Source organism: Polaromonas sp., from assembly GCF_012927455.1.
GTDB lineage: Bacteria > Pseudomonadota > Gammaproteobacteria > Burkholderiales > Burkholderiaceae_C > Polaromonas.
Window position 1 is genome coordinate 414,189 of sequence record NZ_JABBPE010000008.1, and the last position, 16,165, is coordinate 430,353.

The window sequence follows — 16,165 nt, forward strand, 5'->3', positions numbered from 1 at the left end:
TTATCCGCCGGGGCCGCGCCCTACTCGCACCGCCTTATGCCTTCTCCCCCGAACCACCGAAAGACAGCCATGCGTATCCCCGACTGGAGCCCCGCCCTCAAACCTCAACCGCAGGAACTGATTGATGCCATCCTGGCGCGCCGCGGCGGCGCGCTGATCAACCTGGACAAGGCACTGCTATGGAGCGAGCCGCTGGCGCGCGCCTGGAATGTCTACCTGGGCGCGGTGCGCACCGGCCTGCACACCAGCCGCAAGCTGCGCGAACTGGGCATTTGCACGGTGGCATTGCTGACCGGCGCGGCCTATGAGTACCAGCACCATGCACCAGATTTTCTGGCCGCCGGCGGACATCGGGGCGAGCTCGACGCGCTGAACGAACTGGTCAAGCAAAACGCGCGCGAAGCCGTGGCGCACCCGGCGCTGGGCGCCGTCGAGCAGCTGGTGATCCAGTACGCGGCGCAGATGACGCTGGACGTCAAGGTCAGCGATAAGCTATTCGCCGCCTTGCGTCAGCACTTTGACACCACCGAACTGGTGGAGCTGACCAGCGCCATTGCCACCTACAACATGGTGGCGCGTTTTCTGGTGGCGCTGGGCGTGTCACCGGAGGAATGAGACGTAGCCGCTAGCTATTCGAACTGAATGAACGCTGGCGCGCGCACTGCGCAACGCCGGGCCGCCCCAAGCAAGCACAGCCCCCTCGGGTGGCGGCTCAGCACATGCAGTGGCAAGCGTGGGGGCCGCAAACGACGCGCCGGGCCGCCCCAAGCGGAGTTCAACCCCCTCGGGGGGCAGCGCAGCACACGCAGTGGCAAGCTTGGGGGCCGCGAACGAAGCGCCGGGCCGCCCCAAGCGGAGTTCAGCCCCCTCGGGGGGCAGCGCAGCACACGCAGTGGCTAGCGTGGGGGCCACATTTCTAGTCGGCTTTGATCCCGTTATCCTTGACCACCTTGGCCCAGGTATCGATCTGCTTATCAATAAAAACGCGCGCCGTCTCTTGCGAACCGCCCAGGATGTCGATGCCCTGTGCGCTAAGTTTTTTGGCAATCTCCGGATTTTTCAGCGCCTTGTTGACTTCCTCGTTCATGCGCTTGAGCACTTCCGGCGGTGTTTTGGCGGGCGCCACGATGGCCCACCAGGCCGGTGCGTCAAAGCCGGCAAAACCGCTTTCAGCCAGGGTCGGCACATTTGGCAAATCGGCCGAACGTTGGCTGGTCGTCACCGCCAGCGGGCGCAGACGGCCGCTGTCGATGTGCGGCCTGGTCACAAACACCGAAGCGATGGACAGTTGCACATGGCCGGCCACGGCATCGGTCATCAGCGGGCCGCCGCCTTTGTAGGGCACGTGCTGCCAGTCCATGTTGCCGTTTTTGCCCAGCAGCGCCATCGCCAGGTGACCCAGGCTACCCGAGCCTATGCTGCCGTAATTGACGTTCTTTTTGGCCTTGGCGGCTGCCACCACATCGGCAAAGCTCTTGTACTCGGACGCAGAATGAGCAGCCAGCACCATGGCCGAGGTGCCGATCAGCGCGACCGGGGCCAGGTCCTTACGGGTGTCAAAAGGCAGGCCGGGAATCAGGCTAGGGTTGACGCCGTGGGTGTCAAACACCACCGCAAAGGTGTAGCCGTCAGCGGGCGCTGCGGCAACGGCCGCGGTGCCGATGGAGCCCGACGCACCCCCTTTGTTTTCGACAATGACGTTTTGACCGAGCTGCTGCGACAGCGGCTGCGCCAGAATGCGCGCGACCTGGTCGACCGAGCCGCCGGGCGGAAATACCGCGACAAATTTGATCGGCTGTTTGGCCGGCCAGGCCTGCGCCCAGGCAGCCATGGGAGCGGCCACAGTGCACAGCGCGGCCAGTGCCAGCGTAGCGCGCAAGGTCGAAGGTTTCATTCGGATCTCCAGAAAAAACAAAAGCTTGACAAGCTGGGGAACCGAGTATGGGCTGAAGCCGGTTTTTTCGCATGACGATCTTTACCAATGGGGTTTACGTGAATCGCCGATTAGCAGATTGGCCAGACCGGGCTACTGTTTGGCGGCAAAATCAGGCGCATGGCCCGCTCTTCCCAACTTCTTTATCCGCAACGCGAACCGGCGCCCACGCGCCCGGCCGCCACCGTGCTGCTGTTGCGCGACACGGCGCAGGGCCTGGAGGTGCTGATGACGCGCCGCTCCATGACGGCCAGTTTTGCGCCCGGCGCCTATGTCTTTCCGGGCGGCGGCATTGATGCGGCGGACGCGGCGGCGCATGGCCACGCGACGCGGCGCACCAGCCAGAGCGACCTGCACCTGACGCAGGCCATCGCCGCCATCCGCGAAAGCTTTGAAGAGCTGGGCGTGCTGCTGGCGCAGCATGGCCACGGCGGCTTCGCGACCAACCAGGACATCGCGGCGCTGGACCGCAAGGCGCCGCTGGCGGCACAGTGCCGAGAACGCGGCTTGAGGCTGGCGGCCGACCAAGTTTTTGTGCTGGCGCACTGGGTGACTGACCGCGATTTGCCGCGGCGTTTTGATGTACCTTTTCTGGTGGCCCGCATGCCCGAAGGCCAAACCCCGGTGGCGGACGAAACCGAGCAGTTCGAGCCGGTCTGGCTGCGCCCGGCCGACGCGCTGGCGCGGCACCAGGCGGGCGGCTTCTTCATGATCTTTCCGACCATTCGCACGCTGCAAAGGCTGCAGCAGCACCCGCATGTCGAGGCGGTGCTGCAGGCTTGCGCATCCGAGGCGCCGCTCTGGAGTTCCTGTCCGCGCGCCGGCTGGCTAGCGGGCCGCGAGGCGCGCTATATGGAGCATGAGGCGCCGTATGGTGAACTCGCGCTGGTCTGCCCGGACGGGCAGATCGTCCATGCGCTGGACTGGCAAACAGAGCGCCCGGTGCAACTTTTGAAACACCTGAGTCGCCTGACCGCGCCCAATCCCGGCATGATGACCGGGCCGGGCACCAACAGCTACCTAGTAGGCGATGCGGCCAGCGGCTACATCGTGATTGACCCGGGGCCGAACGACGCGGGCCATATCCAGCGCCTGTTTGAGGCGACCGGCGGGCGCATCGCGGCGATTGTCTGCACCCACTCCCATGCTGACCATTCGCCTGCCGCCAAGCCCTTGCAGATGCTTTGCGCCAGCCCGCCGCCCATCTTGGGCTTGGCCTCCCGGGAAACCGCGCACCCCGATGCGTATTTTTTGCCCGACCGGCTGCTATTAAATCAGGAGCTACTCACGCTCACCAGTCATGGGCTAGAGCACACATTAAAGGTTGTTTTCAGCCCCGGGCACGCGGCCAACCATTTGTGCCTGGTGTTGCTGGAGGACGGCCTGCTTTTTTCCGGCGATCATATCCTCAACGGCAGCACCACCGTGGTCAATCCACCCGACGGCGAAATGACGGCCTACCTGGCGTCACTGGACATTTTGAGCGCGAACTGCGAACAGCACCAGATCGACTTCATCCTGCCGGCGCACGGCCATGTGCTGGGCGATGCCAGGCTGGCGATCGCCGGACTCAAGGCGCACCGCCTGCGGCGAGAAGCCAAGGTGGCTGCCGCCATGCGGGCGCTGCCCCAGGGAACGCTGAACGACTGGCTGGCGCTGGCCTACGACGACACCGACCCGAGGCTGTGGCCGGTGGCACTGCGTTCGCTGCAGGCCCATGTGGACCGGCTTCTGGCCCTGCAGAGCGCTACCTAAAGGGTAAACCCGCAACAGTTGGGGTTTATACTTTTTTGCTCTTGCTTCCAGGGTTAGCGCATCCCGGCCGACTTTGATCAGGCAAGTCCAACGCACAGCGTTCAACTTTTTAGCGAGCCTTTTATGCCCAAGATGACGACACGACATTTCCTTCAATCTGCCGCCACCGTGCTGGCCGGTCTGCTTCTGGTGGCCTGTGGAAAGCAGCAGCCGCCTGCCCCGGCCGCCAGCACGCCGGCACCTGCCGCCTCGGCACCGGCCCCTGCTGCCAAGGTGTACGTGGTGGGCACCGACGCCGCCTATGCCCCTTTTGAATCGCAGAACGAAAAAGGAGAAATCGTCGGCTTTGACATTGACGTGGTCAAGGCCGCCGCACAAAAGGCCGGCATCGAGGTGAAGTTCGTGAACACGCCGTGGGAAGGCATTTTCAACACCCTGGCCCAGGGCGACCGCGATTTCCTGGTGTCAAGCATCACCATCACCGACGAGCGCAAGCAGACCATGGATTTTTCATCGCCCTACTTCGACGCGCAGCAGCTGATCGCCGTCAAAAAGGATTCGAAGATCGCCAAATTCGACGACCTGAAAAAACTCAAGGTTGGCGTGCAAAACGGCACCACGGGCGACGAAGTCATCACCAAGCTGCAAGGCAAGGAAAGCGCCAACATCAAGCGTTTTGAGTCAACGCCGCTGGCGTTGAAAGAGCTCGAAGGCGGCGGCGTCGATGCCGTGGTGGCCGACAACGGCGTGGTGGTGCATTACGTCAACAACAACAGCGGCTCGAATTTCAAGACCATCAGCGACGCCAGCTTTCCCGCCGAGCAGTACGGCGTGGCCGTCAAGAAAGGCAATACCGAGTTGCTTGAAAAAATCAACAAGGGCCTGGCCGACATCAAGACCGACGGCAGCTACCAACAGATCTACACCAAGTATTTCGGCTCTGCGCCAACAGCAGCGGCACCGGCAGCAGCCGCCTCGAAATAAACTTCCAGCCGTTTCGGCAAATGCCCTCCTTCAGCCATGAAGGAGGGCATTTTTAATCAGGCGGTGAAGAGCTGCCGCCGTGCGGCCTGCGTGATGGCCGCCACGCAGGGGTGCGTGATGCGCCGCTCGACCGACACGGCATAAAAATCTTCCACCATTTCGTTGGTGCGCCCAATCACTTGCACGCCATATTGCGCGACGGTCTCGGCCTCCAGTACGCTTGCCGACATGAACACTCCGCGCCCCTCGCGCCCGAAGGCCTGCAGCAGCGCGGCGTCGTCAAACTCGCCAACGATGCGCGGATGTATCTGGTGCTTGGTAAACCAGCTGTCAAGCTGTTTGCGCACCGATGAAGACAGGCCTTGAATCAGCATAGGCGCATCGCTCAGGCAGCCCGGGAAATCGCCCTGGAGCGAGGTCTTGAGCGCTGGCGTGCAGAAAAAACTCATAGGCGTGCTGCCCAGCGGGTGGTTGAAGGCCTTGATGCTGACGCGGCCCGACATCGGCTCGTCGGCCATCACCAAGTCAAGCCGGTGCAGGGCCAGCTGTGCCAGCAAATCAGGAAATTTTCCTTCGCTGCAGATCAGTCGCACCGGCTCGCTGACTGATAAGGCGGGCTCCAGCAGCCGGTACACCACGGACTTGGCGACTGAATCGGCCACGCCAACGCGAAAGTCCAGTATCTTTTGGCCGCCGCGCGCCTGCCGCAGCGCGGTCTCCATTTCCGCGCCCAGGGTGAATATCTGGTCGGCGTAGCCCAGCGCCAGCCGGCCCTCATCGGTCAACTCAAGCTGACGCCCACTTTTGCGGAACAGCCGGCGCCCCAGCCAGGCCTCCAGCAGCTTGATCTGCCCCGAAAGGGTTTGCGGCGTGGTGTGCAACTGCTCACCGGCGCGCATGATGCCGCCGGCCTTGGCGGTTACCCAGAAATAGTGCAAGTGCTTAAAGTTCACGATGGCGCATCCTTCTGAAAAATTCCAGGAACATTTTCGGAGATAGCCAATTATTCGCGTTTTTCGAAGACAAACAGTTTTAAATACGAATTTACACGAAGTAATAAATTTTCTATAGTAGACATCTTGACGTTAATTTTTAGCGTCCCAAGGAGAACAGATATGCGCCTGAATACCCAAAGCCGTTTTGCCGTCACCGCGATGATCGACATTGCCCTTCGCGACAATGCCGGGCCGATTTCGCTCGCCGACATTGGCGCGCGCCACCATGTATCGCTGTCTTACCTGGAGCATTTGTTCAGCAAATTGCGTCGCTGCGGCTTGGTCGAAAGCACCCGTGGTCCGGGGGGCGGCTATTCGCTGGCGCGCTCCGGCGAGGCTATCTCCGTGGCAGACATCATTGGCGCCGTGGAGACCGACCCGGGCAAATCCAGCCGACAGGAAAAATCCGCGCCAAAGTCTGACGAATCAAGTAGCGGGCTGACGCAGGATCTGTGGACCAGTCTGAACGCCAAGATGACCGAGCACATGCAGTCCATCAGCCTTCGCAAGCTGGTGGCCGAACAGCGCGCCAAAGGGGTGCAGATTGAGGACCGCCCGGCCAAACGTGGCATCAGCAAAGCGGCAAAGCGGCAAAGCGTGTTCACCACGGCCCCGAACTCGGTGTTTGCGCTGGGGCGCTCGCTGCTGGCAGGCAGCTGAGCGGCCTGCCGGTCGAATAAAAGTGTGAAGCCCGCCGATAAGCCGGATTCTGTGCGCCAGGCTTCCCTGCCCGAAAGCAGGTTGGCCTGGTGTGACCGCCATTAATCTGGGCCGGGGGTCGCCCACCCGGCTCGGTGCTACCTACCCGCCAGCAATTCTTGCGGAACCACAAGATAGGCTTTCGCCCGGTGCTGGCCTACTTGGTATTGCTGCGCGTAGAGATTGCCCGTTTCACCCGAACTGAATCGGCTCGTCTCTGTTGCTCTAATCCTCACCTCACGGTGGAGAGGTGTTACCTCCTACGCTGTCCTGTGCAGTCCGGACGTTCCTCCAGTGCCTGGTTTCCCAGATTGCACCAGCGGCGGTCTGGCAGGCTTCACCGCTCTATTATGTCAGTGCGCCACAATGCGCTGACAGCCCACTACAGACAAGGAGACCCCATGAAAGCCGACAACATTCTCGCCACCATTGGCAACACCCCCCACGTCCGCATCCGCCGCCTGTTTGGCCCCGATGCGCAAGTGTGGATCAAGTCCGAGCGTGCCAATCCGGGCGGCTCGATCAAAGACCGCATTGCGCTGGCAATGGTTGAAGAGGCCGAAAAATCGGGCGCGTTGCAGCCCGGCGGCACCATCATCGAGCCGACGTCGGGCAACACCGGCATTGGTCTGGCGATGGTCGCTGCCGTCAAGGGCTACAAACTGGTGCTGGTGATGCCTGACAGCATGTCAGTCGAGCGCCGCCGCCTGATGCTGGCCTATGGCGCCAGCTTTGACTTGACGCCGCGTGAAAAAGGCATGAAAGGCTCGATTGCCCGTGCCCAGGAACTGGTGGCGGCCACGCCGGGTTCATGGATGCCACAGCAGTTTGAGAACCCGGTCAACATTGAGGTGCACGCACGCACCACGGCGCAGGAAATCCTGACTGATTTTCCCGAGGGACTGGACGCCTTGATCACCGGCGTCGGTACCGGCGGCCACCTGACCGGATGCGCCAAAGTGCTGAAAGCCGCCTGGCCGCGCCTTTTGGTGTTTGCGGTCGAACCGTCAGCCTCGCCGGTCATCTCGGGAGGACAGCCTTCCCCGCATCCGATCCAGGGTATAGGCGCGGGATTCATTCCAAAAAACCTGGACACCAGTTTGCTCGACGGCGTGATTCAGGTCGAGGCCGAACCGGCCCGCGAGATGGCGCGCCGCTCCGCCAGCGAGGAAGGCATGCTGGTGGGTATTTCCTCAGGCGCTACGCTGGCCGCGATTGCCCAGAAGCTGGCGCAATTGCCAGCCGGCGTCCGCGTGCTGGGCTTCAACTACGACACTGGCGAGCGTTACCTGTCGGTTGAAGGTCTGTTTCCGGCTTGAGTGCCTGAAGCGCCTGAATCATCGGGCGGCGCTTTAGTCTTTATCGCATTGTTGCCGCGCCTTTATCATTACGCCCTTCTGCTTGATAACTACAAGCCACGAACCGGACGACCATGCTGCGACTGACTGAAATCAAACTTCCGCTTGATCACGCTGAAAAAGCGTTGCAGGAAGAGCTGCTCAACGCGCTGGACATCACGCCGGCCGAGCTGCTGAGCTTCACGGTCTTCAAACGCAGCTTTGACGCCCGCAAGGCCGTCATCATGCAGGTCTACATCGTCGATGTGGTGCTGGCCAGCGCCACGCTTGAAGCCGCGCTGCTGGCCCGCCATGGCGGCAACCCGCACATCGGGCCCACGCCCGACATGGCCTACCACCGGGTGGGACAAGCCCCGGCCGATCTGCCGCTGCGCCCGGTGGTGGTCGGCTTTGGCCCATGCGGCATTTTTGCGGCTTTGCTTTTGGCGCAAATGGGCTTCAAGCCCATCGTACTGGAGCGCGGAAAAAGCGTGCGCCAGCGCACCCTGGACACTTGGCGCCTGTGGCGCAAGAACGTGCTGAATCCGGAATCCAACGTGCAGTTTGGCGAAGGCGGCGCCGGCACCTTCTCGGACGGCAAGCTCTACAGCCAGATCAAGGACCCGCGCCACCTGGGCCGCAAGGTGATGAACGAGTTCGTCAAGGCCGGCGCACCCGCCGACATTCTTTTTGAGGCGCACCCTCACATCGGCACCTTCAAGCTGGTCAAGGTGGTGGAGAACCTGCGGGCGCAGATCATCGCGCTGGGCGGCGAGATTCGCTTTGAGCAGCGCGTGACCGACGTGCTGATTGAAGACGACGCCGCTGGCAAGCACATTCGCGGCCTCACGGTGCTTAACCAGGCCACAGGCGCAAGCCAAGATCTGCGCGCCGATCAGGTGGTGCTGGCGCTGGGCCACAGCGCGCGCGACACCTTTGCCATGCTGCATGCGCGCGGCGTCTACGTCGAGGCCAAGCCCTTTTCCATCGGCTTTCGGGTCGAGCACCCACAAAGCCTGATTGACCGCGCGCGCTGGGGCCGCCATGCCGGGCACCCGGCGCTGGGCGCGGCCGAATACAAGCTGGTGCACCACGCCAGCAATGGCCGATCGGTCTACAGCTTTTGCATGTGCCCGGGCGGCACGGTGGTGGCCGCCACTTCGGAAGCCGGCCGCGTCGTGACCAACGGCATGAGCCAGTACTCGCGCAACGAACGCAATGCCAATGCCGGCATCGTGGTGGGCATCGACCCGCGTGACTATCCCGAAAATCCACTGGCGGGCATCGACCTGCAGCGCCGGCTCGAATCCCATGCCTACGTGCTGGGTGGCAGCAGCTACGAAGCGCCCGGCCAGTTGGTCGGCGACTTTGTGGCGGGGCGTCCGTCCAAGGCGCTGGGCGCCATCATGCCGTCCTACCAGCCGGGCGTGCTGCTAGGCGACCTGTCGTCCGCCCTGCCCGGCTATGCCATAGCCGCACTGCGCGAAGCCTTTCCGGCCTTCGGTCAGAAAATCAAGGGTTTTGACAGCCACGATGCCGTGCTGACGGGCGTGGAAACACGCACCTCCTCGCCCATCAAGATGAGCCGCGGTGATGATCTGCAAAGCATCAACGTGCGCGGTCTTTATCCCGCCGGAGAAGGCGCCAGTTATGCCGGCGGCATTTTGTCCGCCGGGGTCGATGGCATCAAGGTGGCCGAAGCGCTGGCGCGCAGCCTGCTGGGCGAAGCAGAGCGGATGCGGACTGCCGCCGCCTGAGACGTCGCAATGTCCGATAGTCCCGATAGGGGATACTTCGGCTCTGCAGCTTTGAACCGCAGTGCCTTCTGCACGGCACGAACGCCACTATCGCCTGCCGACATGCGGCCCCGAACCCCAACCCAGAACTGACCGATGACCGATACCGTCCCCAAACCCCGCGAACCACAACAGCAAGAACATCAAGAACGCCAGGAACGCGGCCACGCCCCTCCTGCCGGCAAGCGCCCTAGCGCCCCGCGCGCCCGTCCGGTGCATCCGGCGTTGCAAAAGCTGTTCGAGCTCTACCCCAAGATGTTCGGCGCGCGCTTCCTGCCGCTTAAACTCGGCGTGTTTCAGGACCTGCTGGCGCAACACCCCGACGAGTTCAAGCGCGAAGACCTGAAAATCGCGCTGGGATTGCATGCCCGCTCTATGCGCTATCTGGAAAGCGTGGCCACTGGCCTGCCGCGCCACGATCTGCAGGCGGTGCCGGTCGAGCCGGTCGCCCCCGAGCATGTGCACCACGCAATCATGGAAGTCTTCCGCAGGCGCCAGGCGCGCTCCAACGAGGACTTGCGCCCCTATGTACGCGCGCAGCTGATGCGGGCAATTGAAGCGTCAGGCCTGAGCCGCGAGGACTACCTGCTGAGCGTCCGCCAGCAGGATGAGGTATCGGATACCTTGCTTGCGGAGGTTTTTGCCGAACTTGGCGAGCAGGCCGCCAAACGCGATGCCCTGCTCAGGACCTTTGAGGCCAGCGCCAAAACCGTCGCAGAATTTTCCGACATGTACGGCATGGACCCGAGCGAAGTGGCGCAGACGCTGGACCGAGCGCGGCTGGCGCAATCGGTTGAAGCCGCTCAGGCAGCTCAGGCAGCAGCAACCGCTCAGGAATCTCAGCCGCCTCAGCATTTGCTGCCCGAAGAGACGCCAGCGGACGCAGGCGAGGTTCCCGCAGCCCCATGAAAAAGGCCGGCACCAGGCCGGCCTTCAATCTAACGGGCTAACTCGACCAAGCGAAAACGCTCAACCCGGGGCGTTTTGCAGTGCCGCAATACGCTCTTCAATCGGCGGATGCGTCGCGAACCATTTGCCAATACCGCCGGTAATGCCCATGGCTTCCACCGCCTTGGGCAATTCACCGGGCTGCATGCCGCCCAGACGGGCCAGCGCGTTCATCATGGGCTGGCGGCGGCCCATCAGCTGCGCGGCGCCAGCGTCGGCCCGGAATTCGCGGTGGCGCGAAAACCAGGCGACGACGATGGCCGCGGCAAAACCCAAGACGATGTCGAGCACGATGGTGCTGACGTAGTAACCGATGCCAGGGCCGGAATTGCTGTCGCTGCCGCGGCGCAAAAAGCTGTCGACCGCATAACCGATCACGCGCGACAAAAACACCACGAAGGTGTTCATGACACCCTGGATCAGCGTCATCGTGACCATGTCGCCATTGGCCACGTGGGCGATCTCGTGGCCTAGAACGGCCTCGATCTCTTCCTTGGTCATGCCCTGCAGCAAGCCGGTGGACACCGCCACCAGCGAGGAATTCTTGAACGCCCCGGTGGCGAAGGCGTTCGGCGCGCCTTCGAAAATGCCGACTTCGGGCATGCCGATCTGCGCCTTGTCGGCGAGCTGGCGCACGGTCTGGACAATCCAGGCTTCATCGGCATTCTGGGTGCCGTCTATCAGGCGCACGCCGGCGCTCCACTTGGCCACCGGCTTGCTGATCAGCAGCGAAATGATGGCGCCGCCAAAACCAATGACCAGCGCAAAGCCGAGCAACATGCCAAGGTTCAGACCGTTGGGCGTGAGAAAGCGGTTGACGCCGAGCAGGCTGGCAACGATGCCCAGCACCGCCACCACGGCGATATTGGTTAGTACAAACAAGAAAATGCGTTTCATGGATTCTCCGTAGAGGTCGGTGACAACTAAAGATTGCAACACAGGCGACTGCCGCTGCAAGGATGATCCTCAGAAAATAAGGGGTTTTCAGCCCAAATCAAGTGTTTCGGATCAACTTTTGGCCGGTTTTGCGTGTTGTTCTCGGTTTATGCATCAGCGGCGCGGGCGGAATACGACTGAGTCGTCATAAAAGGAAAGGTTCTCGTTTTCCGCCCACCAAGCTGGAACGCCCAGCACCGGCAGCGGCGCAAACGGCTTGGCGGCCAGCTTATCGGCGCTCAGGTCGGCGGCCAGCCAGGCGTCCAATTCTGCTATTGAATTAATAGCTACTTGCGCCCGGTACACATGGGCTGTGATCGGTTTTCGTGGGTAAACCAGCTTTTCAAGCAGCGCGTGGCCAAACAGCACCAGACTAGCCTGCCGCCAAAGCGGGCGCAGGCCAACAAACAGCGCGTTCCAGTCCTTGGCGACCAGCGCATCCCACAGCGGCTGCGGCGCCGACAGCAGGGCGGCGTTTTCGTCGAACAGCGTCAGCGCGTCGCGCACCGGGCCGCGCAGGGGCGTCACGCCGGCAGCGGCAATCTCGTGAGCCTGCAGCAGATTGAGTTTTTTCTTGGTGTGCGGGAACCGCATCCAGCACAGGCCATTAAAAAAATCGTGCAAGCCCTCGCGGGTCGGGCACTGACCGCTATTGAAAATATAGCGCTCATAGGCCTCGCCGGGCGGCAGCGCGCTTTGCGGTACGAAGCGCAGCGGGGCGGCCGGCTCGCGATTCAGCGCTTCGGGCAGAGTGGCACCGGCCGCGACGGTCTGCGCCACGCGCTGCCCCGGCTCGCGCCACGGCTCCAGCCAGGGCCGCTCCCAGTTGATCTGCTGCAGCGCTGAGGCCGGCACGGCGGCGGCCCTCAAGCCCGGGCCGGTCTGGACTGCCTTTTGTCGCGCACCATCACAGTCGATTTGCCTTCGTCCGAGATCTCGAACAGCTGGGTCGCTACCAGCAGCTTGGTCAGCGTGGCGTAGCCGTAGTTGCGATGATCGAACGAGGCCTGGTTGGCAATCTGGGTGCCAACCGCGCCGACGCGCGCCCAGCCCTCGTCATCGGCGGCCGCCTGCACGGCGTTGCGCAGCAGCATGACGAGCTTGGCGTCCTGCTTGAGCTGGGCCGGCGTAGCGCGCAGCGGTGTGGCGGCCACCGCATCCACGTCGTCCCGGCCGCTCGCAGGCGCGTCGCCCGCAGCGATGGGCCTCAGCTTGTCGAGGTACAAAAACCGTGAACAGGCGTTGACAAAGGGCTCCGGCGTCTTTTGCGCGCCAAAGCCATAGACCGCGGCACCCTTGGCGCGCAGGTGCATCACCAGCGGCGTGAAATCGGCGTCCGACGAGACAATGCCGAAAGCGTCGGGCCGGTCGGTGTAGAGCAGCTCCAGCGCGTCTATCACCATGGCCATGTCGCTGGCGTTTTTGCCTTTGGTGTAGTCGAACTGCTGCATCGGACGAATGGCGTGCTCGTGCAGCGCCTCCTCCCAGCCCTTGAGCTCGCTCTTTTTCCAGTTGCCGTAGGCGCGGCGAATATTGGTCTCGCCAAAGGTCGACAGCTCATTGAGGATCAGGTCGATCTTGGATGCGGGCGAGTTGTCGGCGTCGATCAGCAACGCGACACGGGGTTTGCGCTCCATCAGGCCTTCCCTTCGGCGATCAGTTTCCACGGCAACGCTTCGCCGGACCGCAAGGGCTTGAGTTGCGCCTCGCCAAAGGCAAAACTCTCGGGCGGCCGCCAGCTTTCCTTCTTCAGCGTGATGCGGCCGGGGTTGCGCGGCAGGCCGTAGAAGTCGGCGCCGTTGAAGCTGGCAAAGGCTTCGAGCTGATCCAGCGCGCCGGCCGCGTCGAAGGCTTCGGCGTACAACTCCATCGCCGCGTGCGCGGTGTAGCAGCCGGCGCAGCCGCCGGCGTGCTCTTTGAGGTGCGCCGGGTGCGGCGCGCTGTCGGTGCCCAGAAAGAAGCGGGTATTGCCGGACGTGGCCGCCTCGACCAGCGCGACGCGGTGCGTTTCGCGCTTGAGAACCGGTAGGCAGTAGTAGTGCGGGCGGATGCCGCCGGTGAAGATGGCGTTGCGGTTGTACAGCAGGTGGTGCGCGGTAATCGTGGCGCCCAGGAAGCGATCCGCGTCACGCACATACTGCGCGGCTTCCTTCGTCGTGATGTGCTCGAAGACAATTTTGAGCTCAGGGAAATCGCGGCGCAGCGGGAGCAATTGCGTGTCGATGAAAACCGCCTCACGGTCGAATAAATCGATGTCAGGCGACGTGACTTCGCCATGCACCAACAGCAGCAAACCCTCGCGCTGCATCGCTTCCAGAGTTTTAAAGGTCTTGCGCATATCGGTCACGCCGGCGTCGCTGTTGGTGGTGGCACCGGCCGGATACAGCTTGACGGCGACCACGCCAGCGTCTTTGGCGCGCTTGATCTCGTCGGGCGCCAGCTGGTCGGTCAGGTACAGCGTCATCAGCGGCTCAAACTGCACGCCAGCGGGCACGGCGGCCTGGATGCGCTGGCGGTAGGCCAGGGCCTGCGCCGCGGTAGTCACCGGCGGGCGCAGATTGGGCATGATGATGGCGCGGCCAAACTGGGCAGCAGTATGCGGCACCACGGTACGCAGGGCGTCGCCATCGCGCACATGCAGGTGCCAGTCATCTGGGCGGGTGATAGTTACCGTGGTATTCGGGGCCGCGCTCAGGCCGGAGGACGATGGGGTGACTGAAGTCATGGCTGAATTGTCGCATTGGTGGCAACCGCGCAAGTCCGGAATCCCTATCCGGACCGGTGGCTGATTCATAGGTACGCATAAGGAAAGTCCCGCAGCTGGAACGTAGAGCCAGCCGTTACGATATGCCCTGGCCGCAAGAGAGCACAACGCCCGGTTGTCCGGAGGCCGGCTCAGGCGACACGAAGATCGCCCCACTTCAATTACTAAAGCGCTAATTCCATGACTTTCCCTTCCGCCGCTGGTCACGCACCAGAAGCCATGCCGCCACTTGATGAAGTCGATGAAGCGGTACACGTTCCACTTAAGATTGAAGACTGGCTGACCGTCATCGTTATGGGCGCGCTGGCGCTGATCACCTTCGCCAATGTCATCGCCCGCTATTTCACCAACCAGTCTTTTGCCTGGACTGAAGAGTTCTCGGTGTTTCTCATGATCGTGCTGGCGCTGGTTGGCAGTTCCGCTGCGGTTGCGCGTGACCGGCATATCCGCATCGAATATTTTTCTGACAGCGGCTCCATGGCCAGGCGCAAAACGCTGTCGCGCTTTGGTGCGGTGATGGTCGCCCTGCTGTTTTCGCTGATTGGCGTGCTGAGCCTGCGACTGGTGTGGGATGACTACCGCTTTGGCGAAACCTCCCCTGGCATTGGTGTGCCGCAGTGGTGGTATTCGATCTGGCTGCCGATTCTTTCCATCGGCATTGCATTGCGCGCCGTCGGCCTCTTCATGCGCCGCGGACGCCGCTCATGATCGCAACGCTACTCTTTGTGGCGTTTATCGCCATGATGCTGGTGGGCGTGCCCATCGGCGCGGCGCTCGGCCTGGCCGGCGCCACAGCTATTGCACTGGCCAATCTAGACGCGCAATGGTTGGGCCTGCTGGCCGTTCCGCAAAACTTTTACGCTGGCTTGGGCAAGTACCCCTTGCTGGCGATTCCCATGTTCGTACTGGTCGGATCGATTTTTGACCGTTCCGGCGTGGCGTTGAGGTTGGTCAATTTTGCGGTCGCCATCGTCGGGCGCGGCCCCGGCATGCTGCCGCTGGTGGCGATTGCCGTGGCGATGTTTTTGGGTGGCATTTCAGGCTCCGGCCCGGCCTGTGCAGCGGCCGTGGGTGGCGTGATGATTGCCGCCATGAACCGTGCCGGTTACCCAGCGGCGTTTTCGGCCAGCGTGGTGGGCGCTGCGGCGGCGACCGATATCCTGATTCCGCCATCAGTGGCCTTCATTGTCTACTCGGTGCTGGTGCCGGGCGCTTCGGTACCGGCGCTGTTTGCCGCCGGCATGATTCCGGGCATCCTGGCCGGGCTGGCGCTGATCGTGCCGGCCGTCTGGCTGTCGCGCAAGCACAAAATGGGCGCACTCGAATCCAGCATGCCGCGCCCGCCTTTCTGGGCCAGCCTGCGCGATGCTGTCTGGGGTCTGGCCGCGCCGGTGCTGATTCTGGGCGGCATGCGTGCGGGCTGGTTTACGCCGACCGAAGCGGCGGTGGTGGCGGTGTTTTACGGGCTGTTTGTTGGCATGGTGATTCACCGCACCATTACGATTCGGGACCTGTTTCCGATCCTGCGCGAGTCGGGCGAATTGTCGGCGGTGATTTTGCTGGTGGTTTCGCTGGCCGGCATTTTTGCCTATTCTCTCAACACCCTGGGCATCATCGATCCGCTGACGAACGCCATCGTCAATTCGGGACTGGGCGAGTACGGCATTTTGTCCCTGCTGATCCTGATGCTGATCATCGTCGGCATGTTCCTCGACGGCGTGTCGATTTTCCTCATCTTTGTGCCGATTCTTCTGCCAATTGCTCAGTATTACCACTGGGACTTGGTGTGGTTCGGCGTCATCCTCACGCTGAAAGTGGCACTGGGCCAGTTCACGCCGCCGCTGGCCGTGAACCTGATGGTGTCCTGCCGGATTGCCAATGTGCGCATGGAAGAAACCGTGCGCTGGGTGGTCTGGATGCTGGCCGCGATGTTCCTGGTGCTGATCGCCGTGATAGCCTTTCCCGAACTGGCCCTCTGGCTGCCGCGCAAGCTGGGCTACTGAGCCCGAATTATTTTT

Annotated in this window: 15 protein-coding genes and 1 other RNA gene; 9 read left to right on the forward strand and 7 right to left on the reverse strand. The window is 62.6% G+C overall.

From position 1 onward, the window contains the following. Positions 1 to 69 precede the first annotated feature (69 nt). Positions 70 to 615 (forward strand): carboxymuconolactone decarboxylase family protein, encoded by a 546-nt coding sequence (locus HHJ18_RS10470; RefSeq protein WP_296914876.1) that lies wholly within the window; start codon positions 70 to 72, stop codon positions 613 to 615. A gap of 301 nt (positions 616 to 916) precedes the next feature. Here the strand turns inward: HHJ18_RS10470 and HHJ18_RS10475 are convergent, their stop codons facing one another. Next, entirely contained in the window at positions 917 to 1,894 is a 978-nt protein-coding gene (locus tag HHJ18_RS10475; RefSeq protein ID WP_296914878.1) for a tripartite tricarboxylate transporter substrate binding protein, read from the reverse strand. Positions 1,895 to 2,053: 159 nt separating this feature from the next. On the opposite strand from HHJ18_RS10475, the gene HHJ18_RS10480 reads away from it, so the two are divergent. Further along, entirely contained in the window at positions 2,054 to 3,688 is a 1,635-nt protein-coding gene (locus HHJ18_RS10480; protein WP_296914881.1) for an MBL fold metallo-hydrolase, read from the forward strand. A 123-nt stretch (positions 3,689 to 3,811) separates the two neighbouring features. Then, complete coding sequence (locus HHJ18_RS10485; RefSeq protein ID WP_296914883.1) at positions 3,812 to 4,672, forward strand: basic amino acid ABC transporter substrate-binding protein; 861 nt, start codon at positions 3,812 to 3,814, stop codon at positions 4,670 to 4,672. Between the two features lie 56 nt (positions 4,673 to 4,728). Here the strand turns inward: HHJ18_RS10485 and nhaR are convergent, their stop codons facing one another. Continuing rightward, positions 4,729 to 5,625 carry a transcriptional activator NhaR gene (gene nhaR, locus HHJ18_RS10490; RefSeq protein ID WP_296914885.1) on the reverse strand — a complete coding sequence of 299 codons (897 nt, stop codon included), beginning with the start codon at positions 5,623 to 5,625 and terminating at the stop codon, positions 4,729 to 4,731. Positions 5,626 to 5,787: 162 nt separating this feature from the next. On the opposite strand from nhaR, the gene HHJ18_RS10495 reads away from it, so the two are divergent. Then, on the forward strand, positions 5,788 to 6,327 hold the full coding sequence (locus HHJ18_RS10495; protein ID WP_296914888.1) for an Rrf2 family transcriptional regulator: 540 nt from the start codon (positions 5,788 to 5,790) through the stop codon (positions 6,325 to 6,327). Between the two features lie 22 nt (positions 6,328 to 6,349). Here HHJ18_RS10495 and rnpB read toward each other — a convergent pair. Next, an RNA gene (rnpB, locus tag HHJ18_RS10500) (RNase P RNA component class A) lies at positions 6,350 to 6,705 on the reverse strand. A 62-nt stretch (positions 6,706 to 6,767) separates the two neighbouring features. Between rnpB and cysK the strand changes: the two genes are divergently transcribed. The 3 genes from cysK (at position 6,768) to HHJ18_RS10515 (ending at position 10,408) form a co-directional block, all read left to right on the forward strand. Continuing rightward, positions 6,768 to 7,685 (forward strand): cysteine synthase A, encoded by a 918-nt coding sequence (cysK, locus tag HHJ18_RS10505; protein WP_296914891.1) that lies wholly within the window; start codon positions 6,768 to 6,770, stop codon positions 7,683 to 7,685. A gap of 113 nt (positions 7,686 to 7,798) precedes the next feature. Next, on the forward strand, positions 7,799 to 9,460 hold the full coding sequence (locus HHJ18_RS10510) for an NAD(P)/FAD-dependent oxidoreductase (RefSeq protein WP_296914892.1): 1,662 nt from the start codon (positions 7,799 to 7,801) through the stop codon (positions 9,458 to 9,460). 135 nt (positions 9,461 to 9,595) lie between these two features. Continuing rightward, a complete protein-coding gene (locus tag HHJ18_RS10515; RefSeq protein WP_296914895.1) occupies positions 9,596 to 10,408 on the forward strand; it encodes a ProQ/FINO family protein in 813 nt (270 codons plus the stop codon). Positions 10,409 to 10,468: 60 nt separating this feature from the next. On the opposite strand, the gene htpX is transcribed toward HHJ18_RS10515, so the two are convergent. From htpX to pyrC, 4 genes are all read right to left on the reverse strand, one after another. Beyond that, complete coding sequence (gene htpX / locus HHJ18_RS10520) at positions 10,469 to 11,344, reverse strand: protease HtpX (RefSeq protein ID WP_296914898.1); 876 nt, start codon at positions 11,342 to 11,344, stop codon at positions 10,469 to 10,471. 153 nt (positions 11,345 to 11,497) lie between these two features. Beyond that, positions 11,498 to 12,253: a DUF3025 domain-containing protein gene (locus tag HHJ18_RS10525; RefSeq protein WP_296914901.1), complete on the reverse strand. Its 756-nt coding sequence runs from the start codon at positions 12,251 to 12,253 to the stop codon at positions 11,498 to 11,500. Next, positions 12,250 to 13,020 (reverse strand): NYN domain-containing protein, encoded by a 771-nt coding sequence (locus HHJ18_RS10530; RefSeq protein WP_296914904.1) that lies wholly within the window; start codon positions 13,018 to 13,020, stop codon positions 12,250 to 12,252. The genes HHJ18_RS10525 and HHJ18_RS10530 overlap by 4 nt, the downstream gene beginning before the upstream one ends. Then, positions 13,020 to 14,108: a dihydroorotase gene (pyrC, locus tag HHJ18_RS10535; RefSeq protein ID WP_296914907.1), complete on the reverse strand. Its 1,089-nt coding sequence runs from the start codon at positions 14,106 to 14,108 to the stop codon at positions 13,020 to 13,022. Before pyrC ends, HHJ18_RS10530 begins: the two co-directional genes overlap by 1 nt. A gap of 258 nt (positions 14,109 to 14,366) precedes the next feature. On the opposite strand from pyrC, the gene HHJ18_RS10540 reads away from it, so the two are divergent. Both HHJ18_RS10540 and HHJ18_RS10545 read left to right on the forward strand, forming a co-directional pair. After that, positions 14,367 to 14,855 carry a TRAP transporter small permease gene (locus HHJ18_RS10540; protein ID WP_296915197.1) on the forward strand — a complete coding sequence of 163 codons (489 nt, stop codon included), beginning with the start codon at positions 14,367 to 14,369 and terminating at the stop codon, positions 14,853 to 14,855. Then, a complete protein-coding gene (locus tag HHJ18_RS10545; protein ID WP_296914910.1) occupies positions 14,852 to 16,150 on the forward strand; it encodes a TRAP transporter large permease in 1,299 nt (432 codons plus the stop codon). Before HHJ18_RS10540 ends, HHJ18_RS10545 begins: the two co-directional genes overlap by 4 nt. Positions 16,151 to 16,165: the final 15 nt, after the last annotated feature.

Bases quoted from the DNA above. Each gene is read 5' to 3' on its own strand.
- HHJ18_RS10470 (WP_296914876.1), top strand. From the start codon at position 70: ATGCGTATCCCCGACTGGAGCCCCGCCCTCAAACCTCAACCGCAGGAA.
- HHJ18_RS10475 (WP_296914878.1), bottom strand. From the start codon at position 1,894: ATGAAACCTTCGACCTTGCGCGCTACGCTGGCACTGGCCGCGCTGTGC.
- HHJ18_RS10480 (WP_296914881.1), top strand. From the start codon at position 2,054: ATGGCCCGCTCTTCCCAACTTCTTTATCCGCAACGCGAACCGGCGCCC.
- HHJ18_RS10485 (WP_296914883.1), top strand. From the start codon at position 3,812: ATGCCCAAGATGACGACACGACATTTCCTTCAATCTGCCGCCACCGTG.
- HHJ18_RS10495 (WP_296914888.1), top strand. From the start codon at position 5,788: ATGCGCCTGAATACCCAAAGCCGTTTTGCCGTCACCGCGATGATCGAC.
- cysK (WP_296914891.1), top strand. From the start codon at position 6,768: ATGAAAGCCGACAACATTCTCGCCACCATTGGCAACACCCCCCACGTC.
- HHJ18_RS10510 (WP_296914892.1), top strand. From the start codon at position 7,799: ATGCTGCGACTGACTGAAATCAAACTTCCGCTTGATCACGCTGAAAAA.
- HHJ18_RS10515 (WP_296914895.1), top strand. From the start codon at position 9,596: ATGACCGATACCGTCCCCAAACCCCGCGAACCACAACAGCAAGAACAT.
- htpX (WP_296914898.1), bottom strand. From the start codon at position 11,344: ATGAAACGCATTTTCTTGTTTGTACTAACCAATATCGCCGTGGTGGCG.
- HHJ18_RS10530 (WP_296914904.1), bottom strand. From the start codon at position 13,020: ATGGAGCGCAAACCCCGTGTCGCGTTGCTGATCGACGCCGACAACTCG.
- pyrC (WP_296914907.1), bottom strand. From the start codon at position 14,108: ATGACTTCAGTCACCCCATCGTCCTCCGGCCTGAGCGCGGCCCCGAAT.
- HHJ18_RS10540 (WP_296915197.1), top strand. From the start codon at position 14,367: ATGCCGCCACTTGATGAAGTCGATGAAGCGGTACACGTTCCACTTAAG.
- HHJ18_RS10545 (WP_296914910.1), top strand. From the start codon at position 14,852: ATGATCGCAACGCTACTCTTTGTGGCGTTTATCGCCATGATGCTGGTG.